General features: G+C 69.0%; 13 protein-coding genes. 1 reads left to right on the forward strand and 12 read right to left on the reverse strand.

Going from position 1 to position 22,946, the window contains the following annotated elements; genetic code table 11:
• Positions 1 to 143 precede the first annotated feature (143 nt).
• From RAB70_RS19255 to RAB70_RS19285, 7 genes are all read right to left on the reverse strand, one after another.
• Positions 144 to 1,085, reverse strand: coding sequence for a glycerophosphodiester phosphodiesterase family protein (locus RAB70_RS19255; protein WP_148829417.1), 942 nt, complete (start codon positions 1,083 to 1,085; stop codon positions 144 to 146).
• Between the two features lie 19 nt (positions 1,086 to 1,104).
• Positions 1,105 to 4,029 carry a TonB-dependent receptor gene (locus RAB70_RS19260; protein WP_148829418.1) on the reverse strand — a complete coding sequence of 975 codons (2,925 nt, stop codon included), beginning with the start codon at positions 4,027 to 4,029 and terminating at the stop codon, positions 1,105 to 1,107.
• Positions 4,030 to 4,280: 251 nt separating this feature from the next.
• Positions 4,281 to 4,901: an HAD family phosphatase gene (locus RAB70_RS19265; protein ID WP_148829419.1), complete on the reverse strand. Its 621-nt coding sequence runs from the start codon at positions 4,899 to 4,901 to the stop codon at positions 4,281 to 4,283.
• Positions 4,902 to 5,237: 336 nt separating this feature from the next.
• The gene (locus RAB70_RS19270; RefSeq protein WP_192578964.1) at positions 5,238 to 10,127 is read right to left on the reverse strand and encodes an alpha-2-macroglobulin; all 4,890 of its coding nucleotides are present in this window, start codon (positions 10,125 to 10,127) and stop codon (positions 5,238 to 5,240) included.
• 498 nt (positions 10,128 to 10,625) lie between these two features.
• Positions 10,626 to 11,648, reverse strand: a complete 1,023-nt coding sequence (locus RAB70_RS19275) for an IS5 family transposase (protein WP_148829423.1) — start codon at positions 11,646 to 11,648, stop codon at positions 10,626 to 10,628.
• Between the two features lie 335 nt (positions 11,649 to 11,983).
• Positions 11,984 to 12,988, reverse strand: coding sequence for a nucleoside hydrolase (locus RAB70_RS19280; RefSeq protein WP_148830102.1), 1,005 nt, complete (start codon positions 12,986 to 12,988; stop codon positions 11,984 to 11,986).
• Positions 12,989 to 13,057: 69 nt separating this feature from the next.
• Entirely contained in the window at positions 13,058 to 15,277 is a 2,220-nt protein-coding gene (locus tag RAB70_RS19285) for a TonB-dependent receptor (protein WP_148830101.1), read from the reverse strand.
• A gap of 646 nt (positions 15,278 to 15,923) precedes the next feature.
• Here RAB70_RS19285 and RAB70_RS19290 point away from each other — a divergent pair.
• The gene (locus tag RAB70_RS19290; RefSeq protein ID WP_148829859.1) at positions 15,924 to 16,451 is read left to right on the forward strand and encodes a hypothetical protein; all 528 of its coding nucleotides are present in this window, start codon (positions 15,924 to 15,926) and stop codon (positions 16,449 to 16,451) included.
• A 60-nt stretch (positions 16,452 to 16,511) separates the two neighbouring features.
• Here RAB70_RS19290 and prpF read toward each other — a convergent pair whose 3' ends face one another.
• From prpF to RAB70_RS19315, 5 genes are all read right to left on the reverse strand, one after another.
• Entirely contained in the window at positions 16,512 to 17,705 is a 1,194-nt protein-coding gene (gene prpF / locus RAB70_RS19295) for a 2-methylaconitate cis-trans isomerase PrpF (RefSeq protein WP_148829860.1), read from the reverse strand.
• 38 nt (positions 17,706 to 17,743) lie between these two features.
• On the reverse strand, positions 17,744 to 18,247 hold the full coding sequence (locus RAB70_RS19300; RefSeq protein WP_148829861.1) for an SRPBCC family protein: 504 nt from the start codon (positions 18,245 to 18,247) through the stop codon (positions 17,744 to 17,746).
• Positions 18,248 to 18,277: 30 nt separating this feature from the next.
• A complete protein-coding gene (gene acnD, locus RAB70_RS19305) occupies positions 18,278 to 20,893 on the reverse strand; it encodes a Fe/S-dependent 2-methylisocitrate dehydratase AcnD (RefSeq protein ID WP_148829862.1) in 2,616 nt (871 codons plus the stop codon).
• Between the two features lie 214 nt (positions 20,894 to 21,107).
• Positions 21,108 to 22,271 carry a 2-methylcitrate synthase gene (prpC, locus tag RAB70_RS19310; protein ID WP_148830582.1) on the reverse strand — a complete coding sequence of 388 codons (1,164 nt, stop codon included), beginning with the start codon at positions 22,269 to 22,271 and terminating at the stop codon, positions 21,108 to 21,110.
• Positions 22,272 to 22,311: 40 nt separating this feature from the next.
• Entirely contained in the window at positions 22,312 to 22,917 is a 606-nt protein-coding gene (locus RAB70_RS19315) for a DUF1003 domain-containing protein (RefSeq protein WP_148830584.1), read from the reverse strand.
• Positions 22,918 to 22,946: the final 29 nt, after the last annotated feature.

The following is a 22,946-nucleotide window of genomic DNA, read 5'->3' on the forward strand; positions in this document are numbered from 1 at the left end:
GCTGTACAGCAGGCTGCATGCCAATCGGCGAACCGCGCTAACCCATTGAATCCGTTGCGCCGCGACCGCGGCGCGCGCGGCCGCGGCGTCCGCAAGCGGTCGCGCAGCGACCGATTACGGACAGTTGAACGGCCATGCGCCGGTCAGGGCTTTTCCAGCGACGCGCGATAGCGCAGCAGCGCTTCCGGTTCGTCGGTCTGGAAGGCGCCGATGCCGGCGCGGTACAGCCGCCCCCACACCGCCTCCGGATCGCGCACCGCATCGGCATCGCCACCGACGTCGGCGACGAAGCCCTCCCACAGCGTATTGACCAGCAGCCGGACCTGCCGCTGCCTGGCCAGCGCCGCCACCGCCGGCAACTGGGCCAGACGCATCCGCGGCAGTTCGATCGCCACCGGCCGCACCTTGCCGTCGGTCTGGGTGCGCACGGTCTGCACCAGGTCGTCGGTCCCCGGCGGGTTGAGCAGCACCGGGGTGAAGTTGATCCGGTCGAACGGCGGCATCGATGCCAGATCCTGGCTGGCGACGCCGACTTCGGTCTTGACCACCACCTGCCGCTCCATGCCGGCGCGGCGCACCGCCTCGACCACCTCGGCGTAGATCGGCGCCTTGACGTCGAGGTTGAGCATGATCCGGCCCTTGGCCGCGGCCAGCATCTGCTGCAGGGTCAGCGGATGCTGGTCGGTGAGCGGCGCGTCGGCGCCGCCCTCGTCGTCGCGCAGGCGCAACCGCGACAGTTGCGGCCAGGTCAGTTCGGCGACCTTGCCGGTGCCGTCGGTGGTGCGGTCGACGGTGGCGTCATGGAACATCACCAGGGTGCCATCGCCGGCGCGGCGGATGTCGGTTTCGAGCATGTCCACGCCCAGCGTCACGCAGCGCTCCAGCCCCAGCAGCGAGTTCTCCGGTGCGTGCCCGGGAAAGCCGTGCGCCGGCGCGGGATTGTGGCAGCCGCGGTGGGCGACGACGAAGATGCCGCCGTCGGGTGCGGCCAGGCGCGCCTGGATCGGGGCGATGGCGGCGATGGCCGGGGCCGTCGCGGTCAGCAGTGCGGCAATGATCGCGCCGCGCGAGAAAAGCAGGTTCATGGAAGGTCTCCGGCAACGGTCACAGCGACGGGGTGAAACGCAGGCCGAGCCAGTAGGTGGTCGGCATCGAATAACTGTCCTTCAGCAGGTTCTCGCCGGGGCCGGTGAAGCTGGTGAGGCGGCTGTGGGTGACATTGCTGATCTGGCCGACCACGCTGAGCTGCTTGCTCACCGCCCAGGTCGCCGACAGGTCCAGCTGCGAACGCGGCGCCCAGTACAGATCCTGCCAGGCGATGTTGCTGACGATGGCGCGCAGCGCCTTGCCCTGGCGGTTGTAGGCCGCACGCAGTTCGACGCCGCCGACGGTGTAGAACAGCGAGGCGTTGGCGGTGTAGTCCGGCTGCCCGACCAGGCGATCGACGGTGCGCTGGCTCTGCACCAGGTTGGGCGCGCTGCCGCTGGTGAACGGCACGTCCATGCCGCCATCGAGCAGCGCCAGGTTGGCGCTGGCGCCCAGGCCGGACAGCGCCGGCACGCCTGGGAACAGGGTGTTGAACACTGCGCTCAGTTCCAGGCCGCGCACGTGCGCCTTGGCGGCGTTGGCCGGGGTGCTGATCAGCACGTTGGAATAGGTGGTGCCGTTGAAGCTGAACTGGTCGGTGCGCGAGAGGGTGAAGATCTCGTCCTGGATGCGCTTGTCGAACAGTGCCGCGGCGAGCATGCCGTCGAAATCGTCGGGCAGGCGCCATTCCAGCGACAGGTCCAGGTTGGTGGACACGCGCGGCTTGATGTCGGGGTTGCCGATGGTGACGGTCACGCCCTGGGCGTTGGGATTGCCCATGTCGCTGCTGTTGACGAAGCCGATCGAAGTGCGCGCGGCGTAAGCGTCGTAGGGCGGACGGCCGAGCGTGCGGCTGGCGCCGGCGCGCAGGTCGAGGCGGTCGTTGACGTGGTAGGTCATCACCGCCGACGGCAGCACCTTGGCGTAGCGCGACTCGGTCGGCGCATCGACGTAGACGTAGCTGCCGGTGGCCGCATCCAGTTGCCGCTGGCGGCCGACCGTGGACTGGTCGGTATGGTCGTAGTGCAGGCCGGCTTCCACATCGAAATCGTCGGCGCGATAGCCGACCAGGCCGTAGGCACCGAAGATCTCCTCGCGATGGCTGAAGTTGTCCTGGTTGCTGAAGGCGCTCTGGTCGGTGCGGTTGAACGCGCTCAGCGGCGTGGCGCTCAGCACCTGGCTGGCCTTGTCCGGATCGATCGCGATCAGGTTCAGGCCCAGGTAGCGCATCGGCGCGTTGGACGGCGCCAGCACGTCGGCGATCTTCAGCGGCGGCGCGCTGCGGTTGGGCTGGTATTCGACGCGGTAGATATCGAAGCCGGGTTCGTCGCGGGTGTAGCTCAGGCCGCTGCCGAAGCCGACGCCGCGGTCCATCTCGCCACGGTTGAAGGCGTAGTCCAGGCGCCCGGTGAGCACCTTGTCGCGCGCATTGCGCTGGTAGTCCGGGCGCCAGTACAGCAGGCTGTAGTTGTCGTAGTTGTAGTACGCCTGCGCCGCCATCGGGAAACGCTGGTTGAGTGCGGAGGTGTCGTAGTTGAAGCCATAGGCCGCCGTCGGCACCACGGTGACACCGGGGCCGGTCTGCCCGGTGGGCACCGCCGCCGGGCGCTGCGCGCCGGTGACGTACTTGATCATCTTGATCGGTTCGGCATAGGTGGCATCGGACCAGGACGCGCGCGCCGACAGCACCTGACGGTCGTCCGGACGCCATTCGAAGCCGGTCTGGCCGAGCTTGGTGCGGGTGGTGGTGATCTGGTTGGAGTAGCCCACTTCCACGTCGCCGACCGGGTAGGTGCCGCTGGTGGCGGTCTGGTTGTAGACGCGGTTGCGGTTGCGCGGATCGAGGATGACCTCGTTGCGCTCCATGTTGTCGCGGAAATAGTAGTAGCCGGCCATGGCGTAGGCCTGGAGGGATTCGCTCAACCGCGCCTCGAACTTGCCGGTGAGACCGTAGCGGTCGCGCTTGTCCATCACGTACCAGTACTTGTCCTGCTGCGGCACGGCCCAGCCGTTACCCAGATTGGTGCCGCTCTGCAGCGCGCCGGTGCTGTCGTAGAACCCGTAGTGCACCGTGTCGGTGGTCATGTGGGTTTCGGTGTAGCTGCTCAGCGTCTGGTAGTTGCCGGACAGGGTCAGGCCGTACTGCCCTTCGCTGCCGAAGGTGCGGCTGCCGGTGGCGAGCAGGCGGTAGCCCGGGTCGTCCTGGTCGCGCGGCTTGCCGACGTCGTTGGCATGGCCCAGCGAGGCCTCGGCGGTGAAGAACGGCTTGCCGCCGTTCTCGAACGCGCTGCGGGTCTTGAGGTTGATCGCACCGCCGGTGGCGTTCGGGTCCAGGTCCGGGGTGAAGGTCTTGATGACCTGCAGTTCGCTGACCATCGACGCCGGCAGGATGTCCAGGCGCACGCCGCGGGTGATCGAGCCCAGCGTGCCGTTGGGCGTGCCCGGCGAGGCCACGGTCAGGCCGTCGATGGTGACGTTGTTGTAGGACGGGCCGAGGCCGCGCAGCACCGGGGTGGCGGCTTCGTCGCGCGGATGTTCGTTGTCGGTGGCCGGCAGCACCGACAGGCCGGGGATGCGGCGCAGCGCCTCGACGATGGTGGTGTCCGGCAGCGCACGCACGTCGGTGGAGCTGACCACGTCGGTGATGTTGGTGGCCGCGCGCTTGCTCTCGATCGCGGCGGCATTGGCCTTGCGCACGCCGGTGACCATCACGCTGGACAGCGTGGTGGTGCCGTCGTCGCTGGCGGCGGCGCTGGGCGTGGTGTCGGGCGTGGTGTCGGGCGTGGCGTCGCCGACGGCCGGTGCGGTGGCGGCCGCGACGGCACTGGCGTCGGCAGCGAGCGTCGCCGTGGTGGATGCGGCATCTTGCGCGAGCGCGGCCTGGCAGCTGGCGGCGAGCGCGCAGACGATCAGCGCGCGGCGCCGATGGGTGAGTGGTTGCATGGCGATGTCCCCTGGTTGACCGAATTAATTAACTTAAAGTTCGTTATTTAATCCCAGGGATATGACGCTGCGATGGCGGCCAGCGGAAAGCCTGGCGACAGCGCCCGCGCGGCAGTGGCCACGGCGTTCTGTACGGCATCGGCCAACGGCCGGCCGCTCGCAGGGCGTGGAACGGCCCATGGCATCGCTGTCGGCGCAAGGCGCCGCACCGTGACCGCCAGGACGCTGCGCTGGCGACGGCGCGGCGTGGATCAGGGCGCTGGCGCGCGCGGCGGCAGCAGGCCCAGCGCGACCAGGTCCTCGCGCAAGGTGATGGCGTCGCGGAACTGCAGCGCGTGCATGCCGGTGGCCGCGGCGGCGTGCACGTTGCGCGGCGCGTCGTCGATGAACACCGCCCGCGCCGGGTCGATCGCATAGCGTTCGCACAGCAGCGCGAAGATCGCCGGGTCCGGTTTGACCAGGCGCTCCTCGCCCGACACCAGCACGCCCTCGAACCACTGCAGGAACGGGTAGCGCTCGCGCGCGATCGGGAAGGTCTCGTGCGACCAGTTGGTCAACGCATACAGCCGCACGCCCTGCCCGCGCAGTTCGTCCAGCACTGCCACCGTGGCGTCCAGCGACCCGCCGAGCATCTCCGGCCAACGCGCGTGGTAGGCGGCGATCATCGGCGCGTGCGTCGGATGCAGCGCGCTCAGTTCGGCCACCGCCTCCTGCCATGGCCGCCCGGCATCCTGGCGCTCGTTCCACTGCGGACTGCACACCTCGCGCAGGAAGGCTTCCATCGCTGCCTCGTCGTCGAACAGGCGGCGGTACAGATGGCGCGGATTCCAGTCGATGAGGACGCCGCCAAGATCGAATACCACGGTGTCCAAGTGGGATGCGGCAGGCGGGGAGGATGCGGGGGGCATGACAAGCTCCAGGAACGAGAGGGGACGCAAAGGCGGACCAGGCGTGCGCCGGCGGCGGCGCGCTGGGTGCGGCGGTCATGGTAGCCGTCCCTTCTGGCTGACAGTGCTGGTCGGCGGCCCCTCCCCCCCGGCCCCTAGGGGGTTGGTGCGGCGTTTCTGGTGGGGTTCTCTGGCGGTCGTACCCTCACCCCCGACCCCTCTCCCGGGGGGAGAGGGGAGTTTGGTGCGGCGTGCTGGTTGGGCTCCCTGGCGGTCGGACCCTCACCCCCGGCCCCTCTCCCGAAGGGAGAGGGGAGCAGGTCAGGGCTGCACGACGTTGATCGTGCCGGGGTTGCTGCGCCCCACCCCGCGCAGGTCGGGGCGGTACATGTCCTCGACCAGCGACGGCGGCACCGTGTAGGTGCCCGGGGTCACCGCGCGCACCAGGTAGAACACCTGCGCCTTGCTGCCCGCCGACAGGCTCAGCGCGGCCACGTAGCGGTCGTCGCGGAACTCCTCGTGCTTGACGTCGGCGGCGTTGGAGCGGTCGCTGATCTCGATGCCGTCCACCACCACGTCGGCCCACTGCTTGGCGTCGCCCAGGTTGAAGTTCTCGATCTCCAGGCCGGCCGGCAGCAGGTCGGTCAGCAACGCGTCGGGCATGCTGGTGTCGGAGGTGATGGTGACGCGCACGATCAGCGCCTCGCCCTCCTTCAACGGCTGCGGCGTCCACGGCTTGCCGTCGGTGCCGTAGAAGCTGCGCTCCACCTTCAGCGTGCTGTCGTCGGCCGCCGGCGGGGTGCGCGGCACGCCGGCGATTTCCAGGCTGGCGTACAGCGGCGGCTGGCCCTGCGGCACGAAGTGCACGCCGCGCGCCAGCTCGGCCTCGCCGAACTGGCGGCCGAAGGCCTTGGCCGGGGCGATCGCCTCGCTGCTGTCGCCGATGCTCAACTGCCCGGACACCTGCGCGGTCTGGCTGTTGAGCAAGGCCTTGCCCATGCGCGCCAGCGCCACCTGCTCCTGCGTGCTCAGCCACAGCCAGCCACCGCGGCGGCGCGCGTCCAGCTCGCGGCCCAGCGCCATCACCCTTGCGTCGTACTCGGGCTTGGCCAGGCCGCGCTCGTGCAGCAGCGCGATCATCAGCGCATCGTCGCGGACCACGCTGCCGTAGTCGCCGAAGTAGCGCGGCCGGTCGGCGCTGTCCTTGGCGAACCCGGCGGCGATCGCCGCTTCGCCGCGCTTCTTGTCGCCCTGCAGCGACAGCGCCACGCCCAGGTGCACCAGCGACAGGCCGGTCAGCGCCTTGCCGCGGTCGTTGTCGTACAACGCGCGCAGCGTGCCCAGCGGCGCGCGGTTGACCCGCGCCAGCACATAGCCGGACCAGGCCTGGTTGGCGAACTTCAGGTTCTCGCGGCGGTCCTGGCCGTAGAAGTTGTTGCCGCCGGACAGCAGGTCCTCGCTGAGCCGGTTCAACGCCTTCTGCAGCACGTTGTCGGGCACCGCGAAGCCGGCGTCCTTGGCGTCGAGCAGGAACTCGGCGATGTACGGGGTCAGCCCCGGATTGACGTAGCCGTCGTCGCCCCACATCGAGAAGTGGCCGCTGGAGACCTGCATCGAGGCCAGCCGCCCGAACGCGCCTTCCATGCGCGCGCGGCGCGTGGCCGCATCCAGGCCCTTGACCCCGAGCAGGCGCGCGGTGGCGTCGTCGAGCAGCAACGCCGCGTAGCCCTTGCTGGTGGTCTGCTCGGCGCAACCGTAGGGGTATTCCAGCGCGCCCTGCAGGGCGCTGGCGAACGGGATCGGCGGCAAGGCGCTGACCAGCATGCGCGCATTGACCGAGCCGGCCATCAGGCCTTCGGCATCGCTGGCGCCCAGGGTCACCGGCGCCAGCGTGTCCAGCACTCGGGTCTGCGTGCGCAGCACCGACGGCCACGCCGCGCGCACCGGCAGGTCGTAGCGGCGGTCGGCGGCATAGCCATTGCCTTCCACCCGCACCCGCACCTTGGCCACGGTGTAGCCTTCCTGCGCCACCAGCGGGAAGCTCAGGGTGGCCTTGCCGTCCTTGCCCAGCTTGGCGCTGCGCGCGTTGTCGGCGATCGCCAGCGGGCCTTCGCCATCCACCCGCACCTTGAACTCGCCCGGCTGGCCGGTGAAGTTCTGCACGTCCAGGGTCACCGTGCTGCGGTCGCCCGGCGCCATCACCCGCGGCATGCTGGCCTCGGCCACGATCGGCGCGCGCACCAGGGTCTCCACGTCGCGGTTGCCGTAGCGCTCGTCCGAATAGACCAGCGCCGACACGCGCAGGGTGCCGTTGAAGTCCGGCACCGGCAGTTGCACGCGGGCGCTGCCCTTGGCGTCCAGTTGCACCGGACCGGAGAACAGGTCCACGGTCTGCACCCGCGCGGTCGGCCGCTTGGCCTGCGGCAACGCCGCCAGCGCCATGTCGCCGCCGAAGCGCAGCTTGCCGGTGCCGCCCTCGAAGCTCTCGATGACCCGGCCGTAGATGTCGTACGCATCCACGCCCAGGCGCCGCTGCGCGAAGAACTGCGCATTGGCGTCGGGCACCGGGAAGCGGGTGATGTTGAGGATGCCCACGTCCACCGCGGAGATGGTCACGTGCGCCTGCTTGCCGGCCAGTTCCGGCACGCTCACCGTCACCGGCAGCGGCTGCTCCGGACGCATCTGCTTGGGCGCGACCAGGCCCACCGCCACGCGCCGGGCCTTGCGGTCCATCGGCACGTAGGCCACGCCGACCGCGCGCGCCGGGGTGATCTTGCTCGGTGCCGAGCCGCCGCGGAACACCAGCGCGGTGACGTAGACGTCGTGGCGCTCCCAGTCCTTGGTCACCGGGATCTCAAACGTGCTGCCCGGCTTCACGTCGATGTCCTGCACGTACAGCATGCGGTCGCTCTCGACCATCAGCAGGCCGGGGCCGGCGTGCGGCGGGGTCAGAGTGACCTTGAGCGTGTCGCCGGCCTTGTAGCCGGTCTTGTCCAGCGCCAGCTTGACCTTGTCCGGACGCGCATCGAGGCCGCGGTTCTCGTCGTTCCAGCTCCAGCCGGCATGGAACGGATAGCGCGTGGTCAGGCCGGTGGCCGGGTCGAACACGTCCACCCGGTACTCGCCCCACTCCACCGGGAAATCGAACTTGGCGGCGCTGGCGCCGGCATCGACGGTGAGCGTCTGCTTGTTCTCGAAGCGACGGGTGAAGTCGTAGTCCCAGCGGTTGTCGGTGAACGCCCAGTGGTAGTCGCGCAGCTCGCGCACCAGGGTCACCTTCAGGCCCTTGGCCGGCTGCGGCTTGCCCTGCGCATCCACCCGCATCAGTTCGAAGCGCGCATTGGCGTTGGCGTCGGCGCCGTCTTTGTCGTCGAACAGCGGGCGCACGCCGACCAGCGCCGGCGCCGGCCACAGCACGCGCTTGAGCGTGCGGGTGACGGTGCGGCCGCCGGTCTCGTACACGCTGGCCGAGACCAACGCGGCGATGGTGCTGGTCGGCTTGGCCTCGTCGGGCAGCGCCAGGTCCTCGCTGAGCTTGCCGTCGGCGCCGAACTCGGTATCGACCACGTCCTTGGCCTCACGCGGCAACTGCAGCGTCGGGTCGCCGAAGAAGTAGCCCGGCAGCGCCTCCACCGGATGCTGCTCGACCGCCACCGCCAGCTTGGCGGTGAAGCGGTTGCCCGCGGCCGGCGCGCCGTACAGGTAGGCGGCGGTGGCCTGCAGCTTGAACGGCTCGCCCGGCTTGAGCGTCTTCTGCGCGCTGTCCAGGTCCAGCTTCATGCGCTCGGGCAGGAACTCCTCGATGCGCAGGGTCATGCCCTGCACCGCTTCCTTGCTGGTCGGGTCGGTGCGGAACTCCACCTGCCAGCGCCCGGTCGGCGCATCGGCGGGGATCAGCTGCTCGAAACTGAAGTAGCCCTGCTCGCCCGGCTGCAGCCGGGTCTCGCGGAAGATCTTGCCGTCGGGCTGTTTGAGCCGCAGGAACACCGGCTGCGCGCCCTTGCCGGTGGTCGGCACCGGCTTGCCGTCGTTGTCGCGCAGCAGCGCCGACACCCGCACGGTCTCGCCGGGGCGGTACAGGTCGCGGCCGGACCAGGCGAACACGTCGAACCAGGCGTTCTCGCGCCCGGCGACGGCGAACTCGCTGAGGTCCAGCGCCGGCTGGTTGAAGGGCAGCATCGACAGGTCGGTGCCGCTGCGCGCCACCAGCACCTGGCCGGCGTCGAGCGTGTAGTTCAGCAGCGCGTTGCCGTTGTCGTCGGTCTGGCCCTTCAGGAACAGCTCGCCGTCGGCGCCGAGCACGCGCAGCTCCACCTTCTTCAGCGGCTCGCCGCTCTGCAGCGAGGCGGTGTGCACGAACAGCTTGTCCTTGTAGGCGCGCGCGTGCAGGCCGATGTCGCTGACGGTGAAGAAGGCGGTGTCGTATTCGTTGTCGAACTTGCCGGGGCGGCGCAGCACCGCGAAGTACAGGCCAGGCGCCTGCAGTTCCTTGATCTCCTGGATCGGCAGGTAGGTCAGCGCGCGCTCGTTCTTGTCGCCACCGAGCACGAAGCGGTTGACGTAGACCGAGTCGGCCATCTGCGAGATCGGGGTGTGCTCGCCGTAGTCGCTGTCCAGCTCCCAGGTGCCGCGGCGGCCGCCGCGCTGGTACTGGGCGAAGAACGTCGGCAGCGCGCCCTCCTTGACCCGCATGAACTCCACGTCCACTTCCGGCACGTTGAGCGAGACCACCGGCAGCCCGCGGCTCTCGCGCGCCGGCAGCACGCTGCCCTGCGAGGCGAAGCCGACCGCCGGGGTCAGTTCGCCGGTGTAGACCTTCTGCTTGAGCGGCTTGCCCAGGCGGCTGCCGTCGGCGGCCAGCAGGTCGGCCGAGATCACCACGGTGTAGTCCTTGGCCGCCTCCACGTAGGGATAGCGCAGGGTCTTGCCGTCGTCGGACAGCGACCAGGCGCTCTCGTCGGTGCCGACCTTCTCCTCGAAGCGCAGCAGCTTGTCGAAATCCTGGGTGCCGACCAGCGGCCGCGAGAACTCCAGCGCCAGCGACAGCCCGTCGCTCTTCTGGTCGGGATAGGCGCGGACCAGGCCGAAGCCCTTCATCGCTTCCTTCTGCCCCTTCACTGGCTCGCCGCTGGCCTCGGGCAGCTGCCCGGATTCGTTGCGCTTGCAGCCGCCCAGCGCCAACGCCAGGCCCAGTAGCAAGAACGTTCCCATCAACCCTGCGCGCAGGCCCGCCCAGCGCCGCTTCGAATCCGTGTGCATGCGTTCGCTCCGTGAATGTGGCGCGAGTATAAAGCGCCGGCGCGACGGCTGGAGAGGCGAAGGTGCGCCATCCGTCGGCGTGTGCGCGGCAGGCCACCGTCGGCGCGGAAGCACGCCCCGCAACCGCGCCACCGGCCGCCGTGGAGCCCCCAGCTCTACATGGCCCCAGGCCATCGGCCGCGACAGGCATCCCCGGGAACGCCCGTCGCGGCCGAAGCCGCTTCTACCCTGAGTACCCGCTCACCTTCGTTCGAGGTCATGCGGGAGGGACTTCGGTCCCGGCGCGGCGGCAGTGGAGGCGCCGATGGCTCCACTCGTCGGGACTGAAGGGCACCTCGAACAACCTGCCACGACCTGGAGCCAGGGGTAGCATCTGTCGCAACGGCACCAGAGCGGCGCCTGATCGTGGTGGTTGGGAGGCTGAGGTGGCCGCTGGGCTACCTCAGCCGATCACGCTGGCGCCATGGCCCGCTCCTGTAGCCGTGCCAGCCGCATCACGTTATGGCTGGCGACCTTCAGCCCGATCACCACCTTTGCCCGCGCCAAGCCGATGCAGCGTACGAACTTGCCGCCTTGTTGGGCCAAGCGCGCAAACGGGTGCTCGCCGAACACCCGATCCTTGGCAATTCGACGGTTCCGGCGCTTTGCTGCCTCGCTCAAGGGCTTGCGCGCATGCCCTTGATGTTGGATCGCGGGGCGGTAACCACGCCTTTTCAGGTCTGCTTCCCGCGCTGCATCGGCATACCCGCTATCGGCCCATACCGTGCGGCCGGTGTTGTCCGGGTCCAGCACCTGCTCGAAGTGACGGCTGTCGTGCACGTTGGCCGCGCTCACGTCGTAGCGGCGGATGAAGCCCCAGCGACGGTCCGTGCTGGCGTGCAGCTTGTAGCCGTAGAACGCCACCCCATGCTTCCTGGTCCAACGTGCCTGCATATCCTTCTGCGCACGCTTGGCATCGCTCCAGTCCTGGCCGACGTCATCGCCCTGCTTGATCTGCGCGTTCTCTTCGCGCGTGTTGCGCTGGATCGGAGCGCTGACGATGCTGGCGTCGATGATCTGACCGCCGCGGGCAATGAACCCGGCACGTTGCAATTGCTCACCGATCGCCGCGCTGATGTCGCCCATCAGATCCTTGGTCTTGAGCCGTTCGCGCCACACCCAGATCGTCTTGGCGTCGGGCACCTTGCCGCTGTGTTCCAGTCCGAGGAATTGCTGGAAGCTGCGCCGATCCAGCACCTGGTACTCCAGCGCATCGTCGGAGAGGTTGTACAACTGCTGCAACAGCAGCAGCTTGATCATCACCTGCGTCGGCCAAGCCGGACGGCCACCGCGCTTGCCAGTACCCAAGGACAGCTTCGCGTCTACGACGTGAGCAATCCCGGCAAAGTCGATATGCCGTGACAGCAGAGCCAGAGGATCGCCGATCTGCTGCCGCTTGGCTTCGCGTTCGTGGCCGGCAAACAGGCTGATCATCGTGGCGTCCTCGGCGTGTTCTCCAGACCAATGATGCCAAAGGCGGGGTTTTTAGAGGTGCCCTGAAGTCCCTCCCACAGGGGAGTCAATCCGATCGCCCATGCCGACAGCACCGAAGGCACGCGCCTCATGTGTGAGGGACTTCAGTCCCGACTGCAGCGCAACGGATCAGCCAGTGGCTGCGCTTGTCGCGATGAAGCTGCTTCCAGAGCGGGCAATCCCATGCGCCATGCCGACATCCACAGCACCAGCGCACGAGCCTCTTGTGGGAGGGACTTCAGTCCCGACTGCAGTGCAACGGATCGGCCCACTGCCCCGCTTGTCGCGACCACACGTCAGCGCAGCAGCCGCTGCATGTACAGCGCGATCAGCCGCGGCCGGTCCAGTGCCAGGCAGACCTGCGCATTGGCCACCGCGCCCGGTGCGTCCGCCGTCGGCGTCTCGCGGGTATAGCCCTTGTCGTCGACCACGATGCGCAGCGGCACGGTGGGGCACAGGCCGGGATCCAGCAACTGCGCCACCGGCACCACGTCGAACAGGGTCGGGGTGGCGCTGGCCCAGGGCTGGTCGGTGTCGCGCCACTGGTAGTAGAGCTGCGCCAGCGCATCGGTCAGCGGCTCGCCATGGGCGAACAGCGCCACCCGCTCCGGCTCCTCCAGGGTCACCTGGGTGGCGTCCAGCGGCAGCATCACGATCGGCACGCCGGCGCCGAACACGCGCTGCGCGGCGGGAATGTCGGCGGCGATGTTGTACTCGGCCGCCGGCGGACTCGGCGGGCGGTAGCGCGACTTGCCGTAGCCCACGCGCACCGAGCCGCCCATCAGCACCACCTGCTTGAGCTGGGCGAAACCGGCCGGATCGCGCTGCTGCGCGCGCGCCGCGTCGGTCAGCGGGCCGAGCACCAGCAGGCTGACTTCGCCGGGATGGCGCCGCGCCTGGTCCAGGATGAACTGCGCCGCATCCGGCACCTTGCGCGGCAGCGTGCCCTTCGCCGCCCAGCGCGCCTGGCTGAAGGGGATGGTACTGTCGGTGCGCTCCCCGATCGCCAGCGGGATGTCGCTGCGGCCGGCCTGCTGCAGCAGCCGCTGCAGCAGCTGCGCGCGCAGGCCGGTATCGCCCCAGGCCGAGGCGATGCCCAGCACCTGCAGCTCCGGACTGCGCAACAGCAGCGCCAGCGCGAACGCATCGTCGATGTCGTCGCCGACGTCGGTGGACACCACCACCTTCTGCAGCGACGCGGCCGTTGTTGCCGCCGTGGCCGCCGTGGCCGCCGTCGCATCGTTCACCCACACGGCCGCGATCAGCAGCGCCGACGCCGCCCATTGCTTCAGCACGCGCATGCGCGTCTCCCAAAAAAGAACCGCCGGCATGATAGCCGGCGGTCGGTGTTGCAACGGCGAGGCCGCGGATCAGAAGTTGGCGCGGAACTGTGCGCCGACGATGCGCGGATCGTTGATGAAGCCGGTGAGGTTGTTGAAGTCGATCGCACCGGTGGCGCGGATCTGGTTGGTGCAGTTGCGGCAGAACACCGAGACCTCGTACGCGCCGGCGCCCCAGTTGTAGCCGATCTTGGCACCGCCCTCGAGCAGCGGCTGGCCGACGAACTCGCGCGAGTCGTACAGGAAGAAGTTGATCTCGCTGCGGTAGGACCAGTCGGTGAAGAAGAAGAACTCGGCGTCGTCGCCGACCGGGATGCCGTAGCGCAGGGTCGCGTTGCCCATCCACTTGGCCGCCTGCGGCAGCACGTTGCCGTCGATCAGCGCGCGGCCGGAGGCATTGATCGGATCGGTCACGGTGCAGGTGCGGCACACGCCGACCGACAGGGTCGGGTCCTCGATGCGGGTCCAGTTGTAGGCGCCGCCCAGGGTCATGCGCAGGTTCTGGGTCAGCAGCGCTTCGAAGTCGAACTCGGCGCCGCGCGCCTTGGAGGCCTTGGCGTTGAGCAGGCGCACGTCGTTGGAGGCGCCGCCGACCGCGGTCAGCTGCTGGTTCTTCACCTTGAAGTCGTAGACGTCGAAGCTCAGGCGCGCACGCTTGTCGAACAGGTCGGACTTGATGCCGACCTCGAACGAATCCACGGTCTCCGGTGCGGCCACGGTCAGCGGCGCGGTGGCCGACGGCACGCCGAAGCTGGCGCCGCGGAAACCACGGGCGGCGCGCGCATAGACGTTGACGTCGTCGTTGATGGTGTAGGTGGCGCTGAGATCGCCGGTGACCTTGGAATTGTCGGTGCTGCCGCTGGAGGGCTGCTGCAGGGTCACGCGGTCCAGCGCGAGCACGTCGAAGGTCTTCTTGTCGTAGGTGTAGCGGATGCCGGCGCGCAGGTTCAGGCGCTCGGTGGCCGCGTAGTTCAGCGAGCCGAACGCCGCCCACGAGGTGTTGCGCTGGCGGGTCAGCTGGTAGCTGGACAGGGTGCCGCCGGCCAGGGTGTTGTAGGTGTAGTTCTCGCCTTCCACCGAATCGTTGAAGTAGTACAGGCCGGCCTGCCAGTTCAGCGGCCCGGCGTACTGCGACTCGGCGCGCAGCTCCTGCGAGTACTGGTCCAGGTTCTTGATGCCGCCGGCGGTTTCCACCGGGAACGGGATCACCCCGGGGCCGGACGGCGGCGCGAACACCGCGCCGTAGCCGCCGTCGATGTCGCCGCGGCTGTAGTACTTGCCGATGCCCTCGTAGCCGGTGATCGAGTGCAGCACGATGTCGCCCAGGTCCCAGGTCAGGTTGGCGCTGCCGCCGTAGGTCTGCAGTTCCTGGGTGTTCTTGCCGTCGATGGACACCTTGTCCGGGTCGAAGCCGGCGACCAGCTGGTTGGTGCCCGGCTGGAAGATGTTGGCGCGGAACAGCCGCGCGGTGCCGTCGAGGTGGCGCGCATGCGCGTTGAACAGCGCGCTGAAGTCCTCGCCCGGCTGGAACAGCACCTGCAGGCGCACCGCCGAATCCATGTAGCCTTCGAAGGAGCGGTTGTCGATGGTGTTGTCGACCCAATCGCCGCGGCGCTGGCCCAGCGCCGACAGGCGCGCGGCCCACTTGTCGCCCATCGCCACGCTCAGGCCGGTTTCCATGGTCATGGTGCCGTAGGTGCCGTAGGACAGGCTGGCGTAGCCGTCGTTGGCGCCGATGGTCGGCTTGACCGAGTTGAACTTGACCACGCCGGCGGGGGTGTTGCGGCCGAACAGCGTGCCCTGCGGACCGCGCAGCACTTCCAGGCTCTGCAGGTCGAAGATCGGGAAGCCCTTCAGGAACGCGTTCTCGGCGACCACGTCGTCATAGATCAGCGACACCGGCTGCGAGGCGTAGGTGTTGAAGTCGGTGTTGCCGTAGCCGCGGATGTAGAAGCGCGGGAACACGCGGCCGTTGGACGACTCGACGTTGAGGCTGGGCGCCTTGCCGGCCAGCACGCGCACGTCCGAGCCGCTGGTGGCGATGGCGTCCAGGTATTCCGGGCGCAGCACGCTGGCCGACACCGGCACGTCCTTGGAGTCCTCGGCGCGGCGCTCGGCGGTGACCTTGATCGTGTCCAGACGGGCGACCCCGTCGGTGCTGTCCGCCTGCTGGGCGGCGGCGGGGAACGAAAGCGCGGAAACGACGGCAACGGCAAGCGCACTGGCGCGCAGCGACCAACTGGCAGACATGGGAACTCCGGGATGGGTGGGCGTAATCGGGAGCGCGCCGAGTCCTTGCCGCGCCGCAGCATAATTAACACAAAATATACAACCTGCGGCGGCCGGCGTCACCTGGGGAGGCGGGGATTTGGGATTGGGGAGTCGGGATTGGCAAAAGCGGGGCCGTTGCGGGGGCTGCTCGCCTGCCGGCCCGGGCCGGCTTCCCTTTTCGGATGGCCGCAGCCGCTTTTGGTCGCGTCGGGACTGAAGTCCCTCCCACAAGGCATCTCGCGGTCCCATGCTCCGCCACCGCCACCGCCACCGCCACCGGTGCCGGTGCCGGTGCCGGTGCCGGCGACTGCGCGCTGTGCATGCTCTTGTGGGAGGGACTTCAGTCCCGACGCGCGAAGTTCTCAGGCTGCAGGCCGTTTTTGAGCGCCGGTGGAAGCAACACGCCCCGGTAATGCTTCAACCATGCCACGCCGCTCCTCCGAGCACCCATGCCAAACCGCATGTCCTGCGCCCGCGGCCGAAAGGCAAGCAGCAAAAGGCCATCCCGCTGCCGCAAGCCCAACCGGGCCGCACGAAATCGCATCGCAAGCCACGCGCCGCTTCACACAGCGACCGCCACTGACGTCTGAAGAGCGCGCATCCGCGCTGCCTTTGGAGAGACTCGATGTTCACACCCCGATCCCTGTCCCTCGTCGCGTTCTGCGCGACGCTGCTCACCTGTTCCGCCCAGGCCAAGACCTGCACCGCGGTCGACAACATCGTGGCCAGCACCGCGTCGGACACCGCCAATCGCGACGCTGGCGGTACTGGCGGGCATGTCGGCCTGCACATGCAGAACGCCACGACGCCGCTGCCGCCCAGCGGCGCGCAGAGTCAGCTCGGAAAATCGGCGTTCGCCAACTGGGCGACGTTCCAGGGCGCCTTCAACAACTGGGCAGCGGCCAAGACCGGCAAGCACGTCGACTGCGGCACCGGTGGCGGCGCGAAGGACATCGTCGATGCGGCCAGTGTCGGCATCACCGCGGGATGGGCCTGCACCTCCGCCGACGGGGACGGCATCTGCACCAACTGGCGCAAGTTCACCCCGGTCAAGGTCTGCTTCTGGTACGCCAACTCTCCGGGCGCGAAAGGCACGGCGGGCAAGTGGCTGCTCAACACGGCCTACCCGTCGCTCAACGCGGACTGCAGTTGAGCGGTCCCGCCACCGTTGATTGCGCCGTGCGGCGCTGGCGCCTCCGCACGGCCTGCCGGCTCAACCGGCCGGCGTTTCCGGCACCCGCACCCAGCCTTCCATCAGCACGCGCGCGCTGCGGCTCATCAAGGCCTTGGTGACGGCCCACTGGCCGTCCACCTGGCGCGCCTCGGCGCCGACCCGCAAGGTGCCGGAGGGATGACCGAAGCGCACCGCGGTGCGTTCGCCACCGCCGGCGGCGCGGTTGACCAGGGTGCCGGGGATCGCCGCAGCGGTGCCGATCGCCACCGCCGCGGTGCCCATCATCGCGTGGTGCAGCTTGCCCATCGACATCGCCCGCACCAGCAGGTCGATGTCGGCGGCCGCCACCGGCTTGCCGCTGGAGGCGGTGTAGTCGGCCGGCGGCGCGACGAAGGCGACCTTGGGCGTGTGCTGGCGGGTCGCCGCATCTTCAAGCGTGGCGATCAGGCCCATGCGCAGCGCGCCGTACGCGCGGATGGTCTCGAAGCGCTGCAGCGCCTGCGCATCGCCGTTGATCGCGTCCTGCAGTTCGGTGCCCTGGTAACCCAGCGCCTGCGCCTCGAGAAAGATCGTGGGGATACCCGCGTTGATCAGGGTCGCCTGGAGGCTGCCGACGCCGGGCACCTCCAGCGTGTCGACCAGGTGGCCGGTGGGGAACATGGCGCCGCCGGCGCCGTCCTCGTCGGCGGCCGGGTCGAGGAATTCCAGCGCGATCTCCGCCGCAGGGAAGGTCACCCCGTCCAGTTCGAAATCGCCGGTTTCCTGCACTGCGCCGTCGGTCATCGGCACCTGCGCGACGATGGTCTTGCCGATGTTGGCCTGCCAGATCCGCACCGTGGCCACGCCATCGCGCGGAATCCGCGCCGGATCCACCAACCCGGCGGCGATCGCGAACGGCCCCACCGCCGCCGACAGGTTGCCGCAGTTGCCGCTCCAGTCCACGAACGCGCGCTCGATCGCCACCTGGCCGAACAGATAGTCCACGTCGTGGTCCGGGCGCGTGCTCGTCGCCACGATCACGGTCTTGCTGGTACTGGAGGTCGCCCCGCCCATACCGTCGATCTGCTTGGCATAGGGATCGGGGCTGCCGATCACCCGCTGCAGCAGCGCATCGCGCGCCGGGCCCGGCGTCTGCGCCGTCGCGGGCAGGTCCTGCAGGCGGAAGAACACGCCCTTGGAGGTGCCGCCGCGCATGTAGGTGGCGGGGATGCGGAGTTGCGGAGCGTGGGCCATGGCGGTTCCGGGTGCGTACGAAAAGAAGAGACGGCGGATCAGGGCGAATCGGGAATCTCGGGCTCGACCAGTTGCGTCAGCAGGGTCAGCGACTCCTGCCAGCCGAGATGGCAGAACTCCACCGGGATCTGCGGCGGGATGCCTTCCTGCACGATCTCCAGCGCGGTACCGCAGGCCACCGGCCGCAGCCGCACGGTCACGATCATCTCGCCGGGCAGGTCCGGGTTGTCGAAGCGGTCGGTGTGGCGGATCAGCTGGCCGGGCACCAGTTCCAGGTAGGTTCCACCGAAGGCGCTGCTGGTGCCGGTGCCGAGGTTGGTGAAGCTCATCCGGTAACTGCCGCCCACCCGCGCGTCCAGCGCATGCACGGTGGCGACGAAGCCATGCGGCGGCAGCCATTTGACCAGCGCCGCCGGCTCCAGGAAGGCGCGGTAGACGCGCTCGGCCGGCGCGCGCAGCACGCGATGCAGGTGGACGGTCGCGGTGGTGGCGGCGGACGTGGTCATGGCGGTCTCCTCGGCGGTGGCGGGCGCGGCCAGCATGGCACGCGCCCGATGACAGCGGCAGCCGGCTCAGGCGCTGCGGGCGTCCTCGAGGAAATCCTGGGCGAAGCGCTGCAGCACGCCGCCAGCCTCGTAGATGGACACTTCCTCGTTGCTGTCCAGGCGGCACAGCACCGGCACCTCCACCACGGCGCCGTCCTTGCGCACGATGCGCAGGGTCAGCGTGGCGCCCGGCGTGCGCGCGCCGACCACGTCGAAGGTCTCGCTGCCGTCGATGCCCAGGGTCGTACGCGTGGTGCCCGGCAGGAACTGCAGCGGCAGCACGCCCATGCCGATCAGGTTGGTGCGGTGGATGCGCTCGAAGCCCTCGGCCACGATCGCCTCGACCCCGGCCAGGCGCACGCCCTTGGCCGCCCAGTCGCGCGAGGAACCCTGGCCGTAGTCGGCGCCGGCGATCACGATCAGCGGCTGCTTGCGCGCCATGTAGGTTTCGATCGCCTCCCACATGCGCAGCACCTGCCCGTCCGGCTCCAGCCGGGCCAGCGAGCCCTGCTTCACCTTGCCGTCGACCACCGCCATTTCGTTGATCAGCTTCGGGTTGGCGAAAGTGGCGCGCTGCGCGGTGAGGTGGTCGCCGCGATGGGTGGCGTAGGAATTGAAGTCCTCCTCCGGCACGCCCATGTGCGCCAGGTATTCGCCGGCGGCGCTGTCGGCCAGGATCGCGTTGGACGGGGACAGGTGGTCGGTGGTGATGTTGTCGCCGAGCACCACCAGCGCGCGCATGCCGCGCAGCGTGCGTTCGCCGGCCAGCGCGCCTTCCCAGTACGGCGGGCGGCGGATGTAGGTGCTGCGCGGGCGCCAGGCGTACAGCGGCGCCACCGGCGCGCCCTGCTCCACGCGCACGTTGAACATCGGCGCATAGACGCGGCGGAACTGCTCCGGCTTCACCGCCGCCCGCACCGCCGCATCGATCTCGGCGTCGCTGGGCCAGATGTCCTTCAGCCGCACCTCGCGGCCGTCGGCGTCGGTGCCCAGCACGTCCTTCTCGATGTCGAAGCGCACCGTGCCGGCGATGGCGTAGGCGATCACCAGCGGTGGCGAGGCCAGGAACGCCTGCTTGGCGTAGGGATGGATGCGCCCGTCGAAGTTGCGGTTGCCCGACAGCACCGCGGTGGCGTACAGGTCGCGCTCCACGATCTCCTGCTGGATGCGCGGATCCAGCGCGCCGCTCATGCCGTTGCAGGTGGTGCAGGCGAAGGCGACGATGCCGAAGCCCAACGCCTCCAGGTCCGACAGCAGGCCGGCCTCTTCCAGGTACAGCTGCACCGCCTTGGAACCCGGCGCCAGCGAGGTCTTCACCCACGGCTTGCGGGCCAGGCCGCGCGCGCGCGCATTGCGCGCCAGCAGGCCGGCGGCGATGACGTTGCGCGGGTTGGAGGTGTTGGTGCAACTGGTGATGGCGGCGATGATCACCGCACCGTCGGGCATGCGCCCCTGCGCCTGCTCGGCCTGGCCGGCGGCCAGCTTGCTGGCGTCGGCGATGCCGCGCGCGGCCAGCTCGGTGGTCGCCACGCGCTTGTGCGGATTGCTGGGGCCGGCCATGTTGCGCACCACCTGCGACAGGTCGAAGCGCAGCACGCGCTCGTACTGCGCGGTGGCCAGCGCATCGGCCCACAGCCCGGTAGTGCGCGCGTACTGTTCCACCAGCGCCACCTGCGCTTCCTCGCGCCCGGTCAGGCGCAGGTAGTCGAGCGTCTGCTGGTCGATGTAGAACATCGCCGCGGTGGCGCCGTATTCCGGGCACATGTTGGAGATGGTGGCGCGGTCGCCGATGGTCAGCGCGGCGGCGCCTTCGCCGAAGAATTCCAGATAGGCGCCGACCACACGCTCCTGGCGCAGGAACTCGGTCAACGCCAGCACCACGTCGGTGGCGGTGATGCCGGGCTGCGGCCGGCCGCTCAGCTCGACGCCGACGATGTCCGGCAGGCGCATCCACGAGGCGCGGCCGAGCATCACGCTCTCCGCTTCCAGCCCGCCGACGCCGATCGCGATCACGCCCAGCGCATCCACGTGCGGGGTATGGCTGTCGGTGCCCACGCAGGTATCGGGGAAGGCGACGCCGTCGTGCACGTAGATCACCGGCGACATCTTCTCCAGATTGATCTGATGCATGATGCCGTTGCCCGGCGGGATCACGTCCACGTTGCGGAACGCGCGCTTGCTCCAGTCGATGAAGTGGAAGCGATCCTCGTTGCGGCGATCCTCGATCGCGCGGTTCTTGGCGAAGGCCTGCGGATCGTCGCCGCCGCACTCCACCGCCAGCGAGTGATCGACGATCAACTGCACCGGCACCACCGGATTGACCTTGGCCGGATCGCCGCCCTGCTCGGCGATGGCATCGCGCAGCCCGGCCAGGTCGACCAGCGCGGTCTGGCCGAGGATGTCGTGGCACACCACCCGCGCCGGAAACCACGGAAAATCCAGGTCGCGGCGGCGCTCGATCAACTGCAGCAAGGCGTCGTGCAGCAGATCCGGATCGCAGCGACGCACCAGGTTCTCGGCGAACACCCGCGAAACATAGGGCAGGCCGGCATAGGCGCCCGTGCTGATCGCATCGACTGCGGCCTGCGCGTCGAAGTAGTCCAGCGCGGTGCCGGGAAGGGATTTACGGTAGTGGCTGTTCATGGCTGGCTACAGTAGAGAAAAAGCGAAGACGGAACCCCTTCTCCCTTCGGGACCTTGGCCCCCTTCTTGGGGGAAGGTGCCCCGAAGGGGCGGATGAGGGTACGGGCGAAGCTCTTGCGACCGAACACCACGAGGCTGCGCCCGTACCCTCACCCCCGACCCCTCTCCCGGTGGGAGAGGGGAGTGTCACTCGGGGTCGAGGCGTACAGGCGCATCACTTGCGCTGATCGATCGGCACGAACGCCTGATCCTCCGGCCCCACGTAGTTCGCGCTGGGGCGGATGATCTTGCCGTCGACGCGCTGCTCGATGATGTGCGCGCTCCAGCCAGCGGTGCGGGCGATCACGAACAGCGGGGTGAACATCGCCGTCGGCACGCCCATCATGTGGTAGCTGACCGCGCTGAACCAGTCCAGGTTGGGGAACATCTTCTTGATGTCCCACATCACCGTCTCCAGGCGCTCGGCGATGTCGTACATCTTGCGGCTGCCCTGCGCCTCGGACAGTTCGCGCGCCACGTCCTTGATGACCTGGTTGCGCGGGTCCGACACCGTGTACACCGGGTGGCCGAAGCCGATGATGACTTCCTTGCGCTCGACCCGCGCGCGGATGTCCGCCTCGGCCTCGTCCGGGGTGTCGTAGCGCTTCTGCACCTCGAAGGCGACCTCGTTGGCACCGCCGTGCTTGGGCCCGCGCAGCGCGCCGATGCCGCCGGCGATGGCGCTGTACATGTCGCTGCCGGTGCCGGCGATGACCCGGCAGGCGAAGGTGGACGCGTTGAACTCGTGTTCGGCGTAGAGGATCAGGCTGGTGTGCATCGCCTGCACCCATTCCTCGTGCGGCTTGAAGCCGTGCAGCAGGCGCAGGAAATGCCCGCCGATCGAGTCGTCGTCGGTCTCCACCTCGATGCGCCGGCCGTTGTGGCTGTAGTGGTACCAGTACAGCAGCATCGAGCCGAGGCTGGCCATCAGCTTGTCGGCGATGTCGCGCGCGCCGGGATGGTTGTGGTCGTCCTTCTCCGGCTGCACGCAGCCCAGCACCGACACGCCGGTGCGCATCACGTCCATCGGATGCGCCGACGGCGGCAACTGCTCCAGCGCGGCCTTGACCGCGGCGGGGATGCCGCGCAGCGAGCGCAGCTTGGCCTTGTAGCCGCGCAGCTCGCTGTTGCTGGGCAGCTTGCCGTGCACCAGCAGGTAGGCGATCTCCTCGAACTGGCTGGTGCGCGCCAGGTCCAGGATGTCGTAGCCGCGGTAGTGCAGGTCGTTGCCGCTGCGGCCCACCGTGCACAGCGCGGTGTTGCCGGCGGCGGTGCCGGACAGGGCCACCGATTTCTTCGGCTTGAAGGCGGGGGCGGTCTGCGGAGCGGTGTCGTTCATGGCGAATCTCCCGGTGTTGCGGTCGGATGGACGCAGTGGATCAGGGTGCGTGCGGCGCCGGTGGCCAGGCCCCGGCGCGCTCGAGCAGTTGCTGCAGCATGGCGATCTGGCGGTTCTGCTGATCCACCAGCGTCGCCCAGTCCTGCTCGCGCAGCTGGTTGAGCTTCTCGTGCACCTGCAGGATTTCCAGTTCGGATTTGATGTTCACTTCGTAGTCGTTCTGCGCGCGCAGGCGGTCCACCGCCGCCTGGCGGTTCTGGCTCATCATGATCACCGGCGCCTGGATCGCGGCCAGGCACGACAGGCACAGATTGAGCAGGATGTAGGGATACGGATCGAAGGCGTGCGCCAGCACCAGGCTGTTGAGCGCGATCCAGCCCAGCAGCACCACGCAGAAGCCGATGATGAATGTCCAACTGCCGCCGATCTCGGCGACGCGGTCGGCGACGCGCTCGCCCAGCGAGCGCTCGCGGTCGGCCTGCTTGACGATGTCGCGGGCCACGTGGCGCTTGGCGATGAAGCGCTCCACCACCTCGCGCTCGGCTTCGGGCAGCTTCTCCAGTTCGGTCTGCAGCAGCTGCCGCGCGGTCTGGCGGCGATCGATGCGGCTGCGCAGCGACGAAGAGGGACCGGCATTGGGATTCATGGACGGACTCGGGCGGGAAAATCGCCGCC

Source organism: Xanthomonas sontii (assembly GCF_040529055.1).
GTDB classification, from domain to species: Bacteria; Pseudomonadota; Gammaproteobacteria; order Xanthomonadales; family Xanthomonadaceae; genus Xanthomonas_A; species Xanthomonas_A sontii.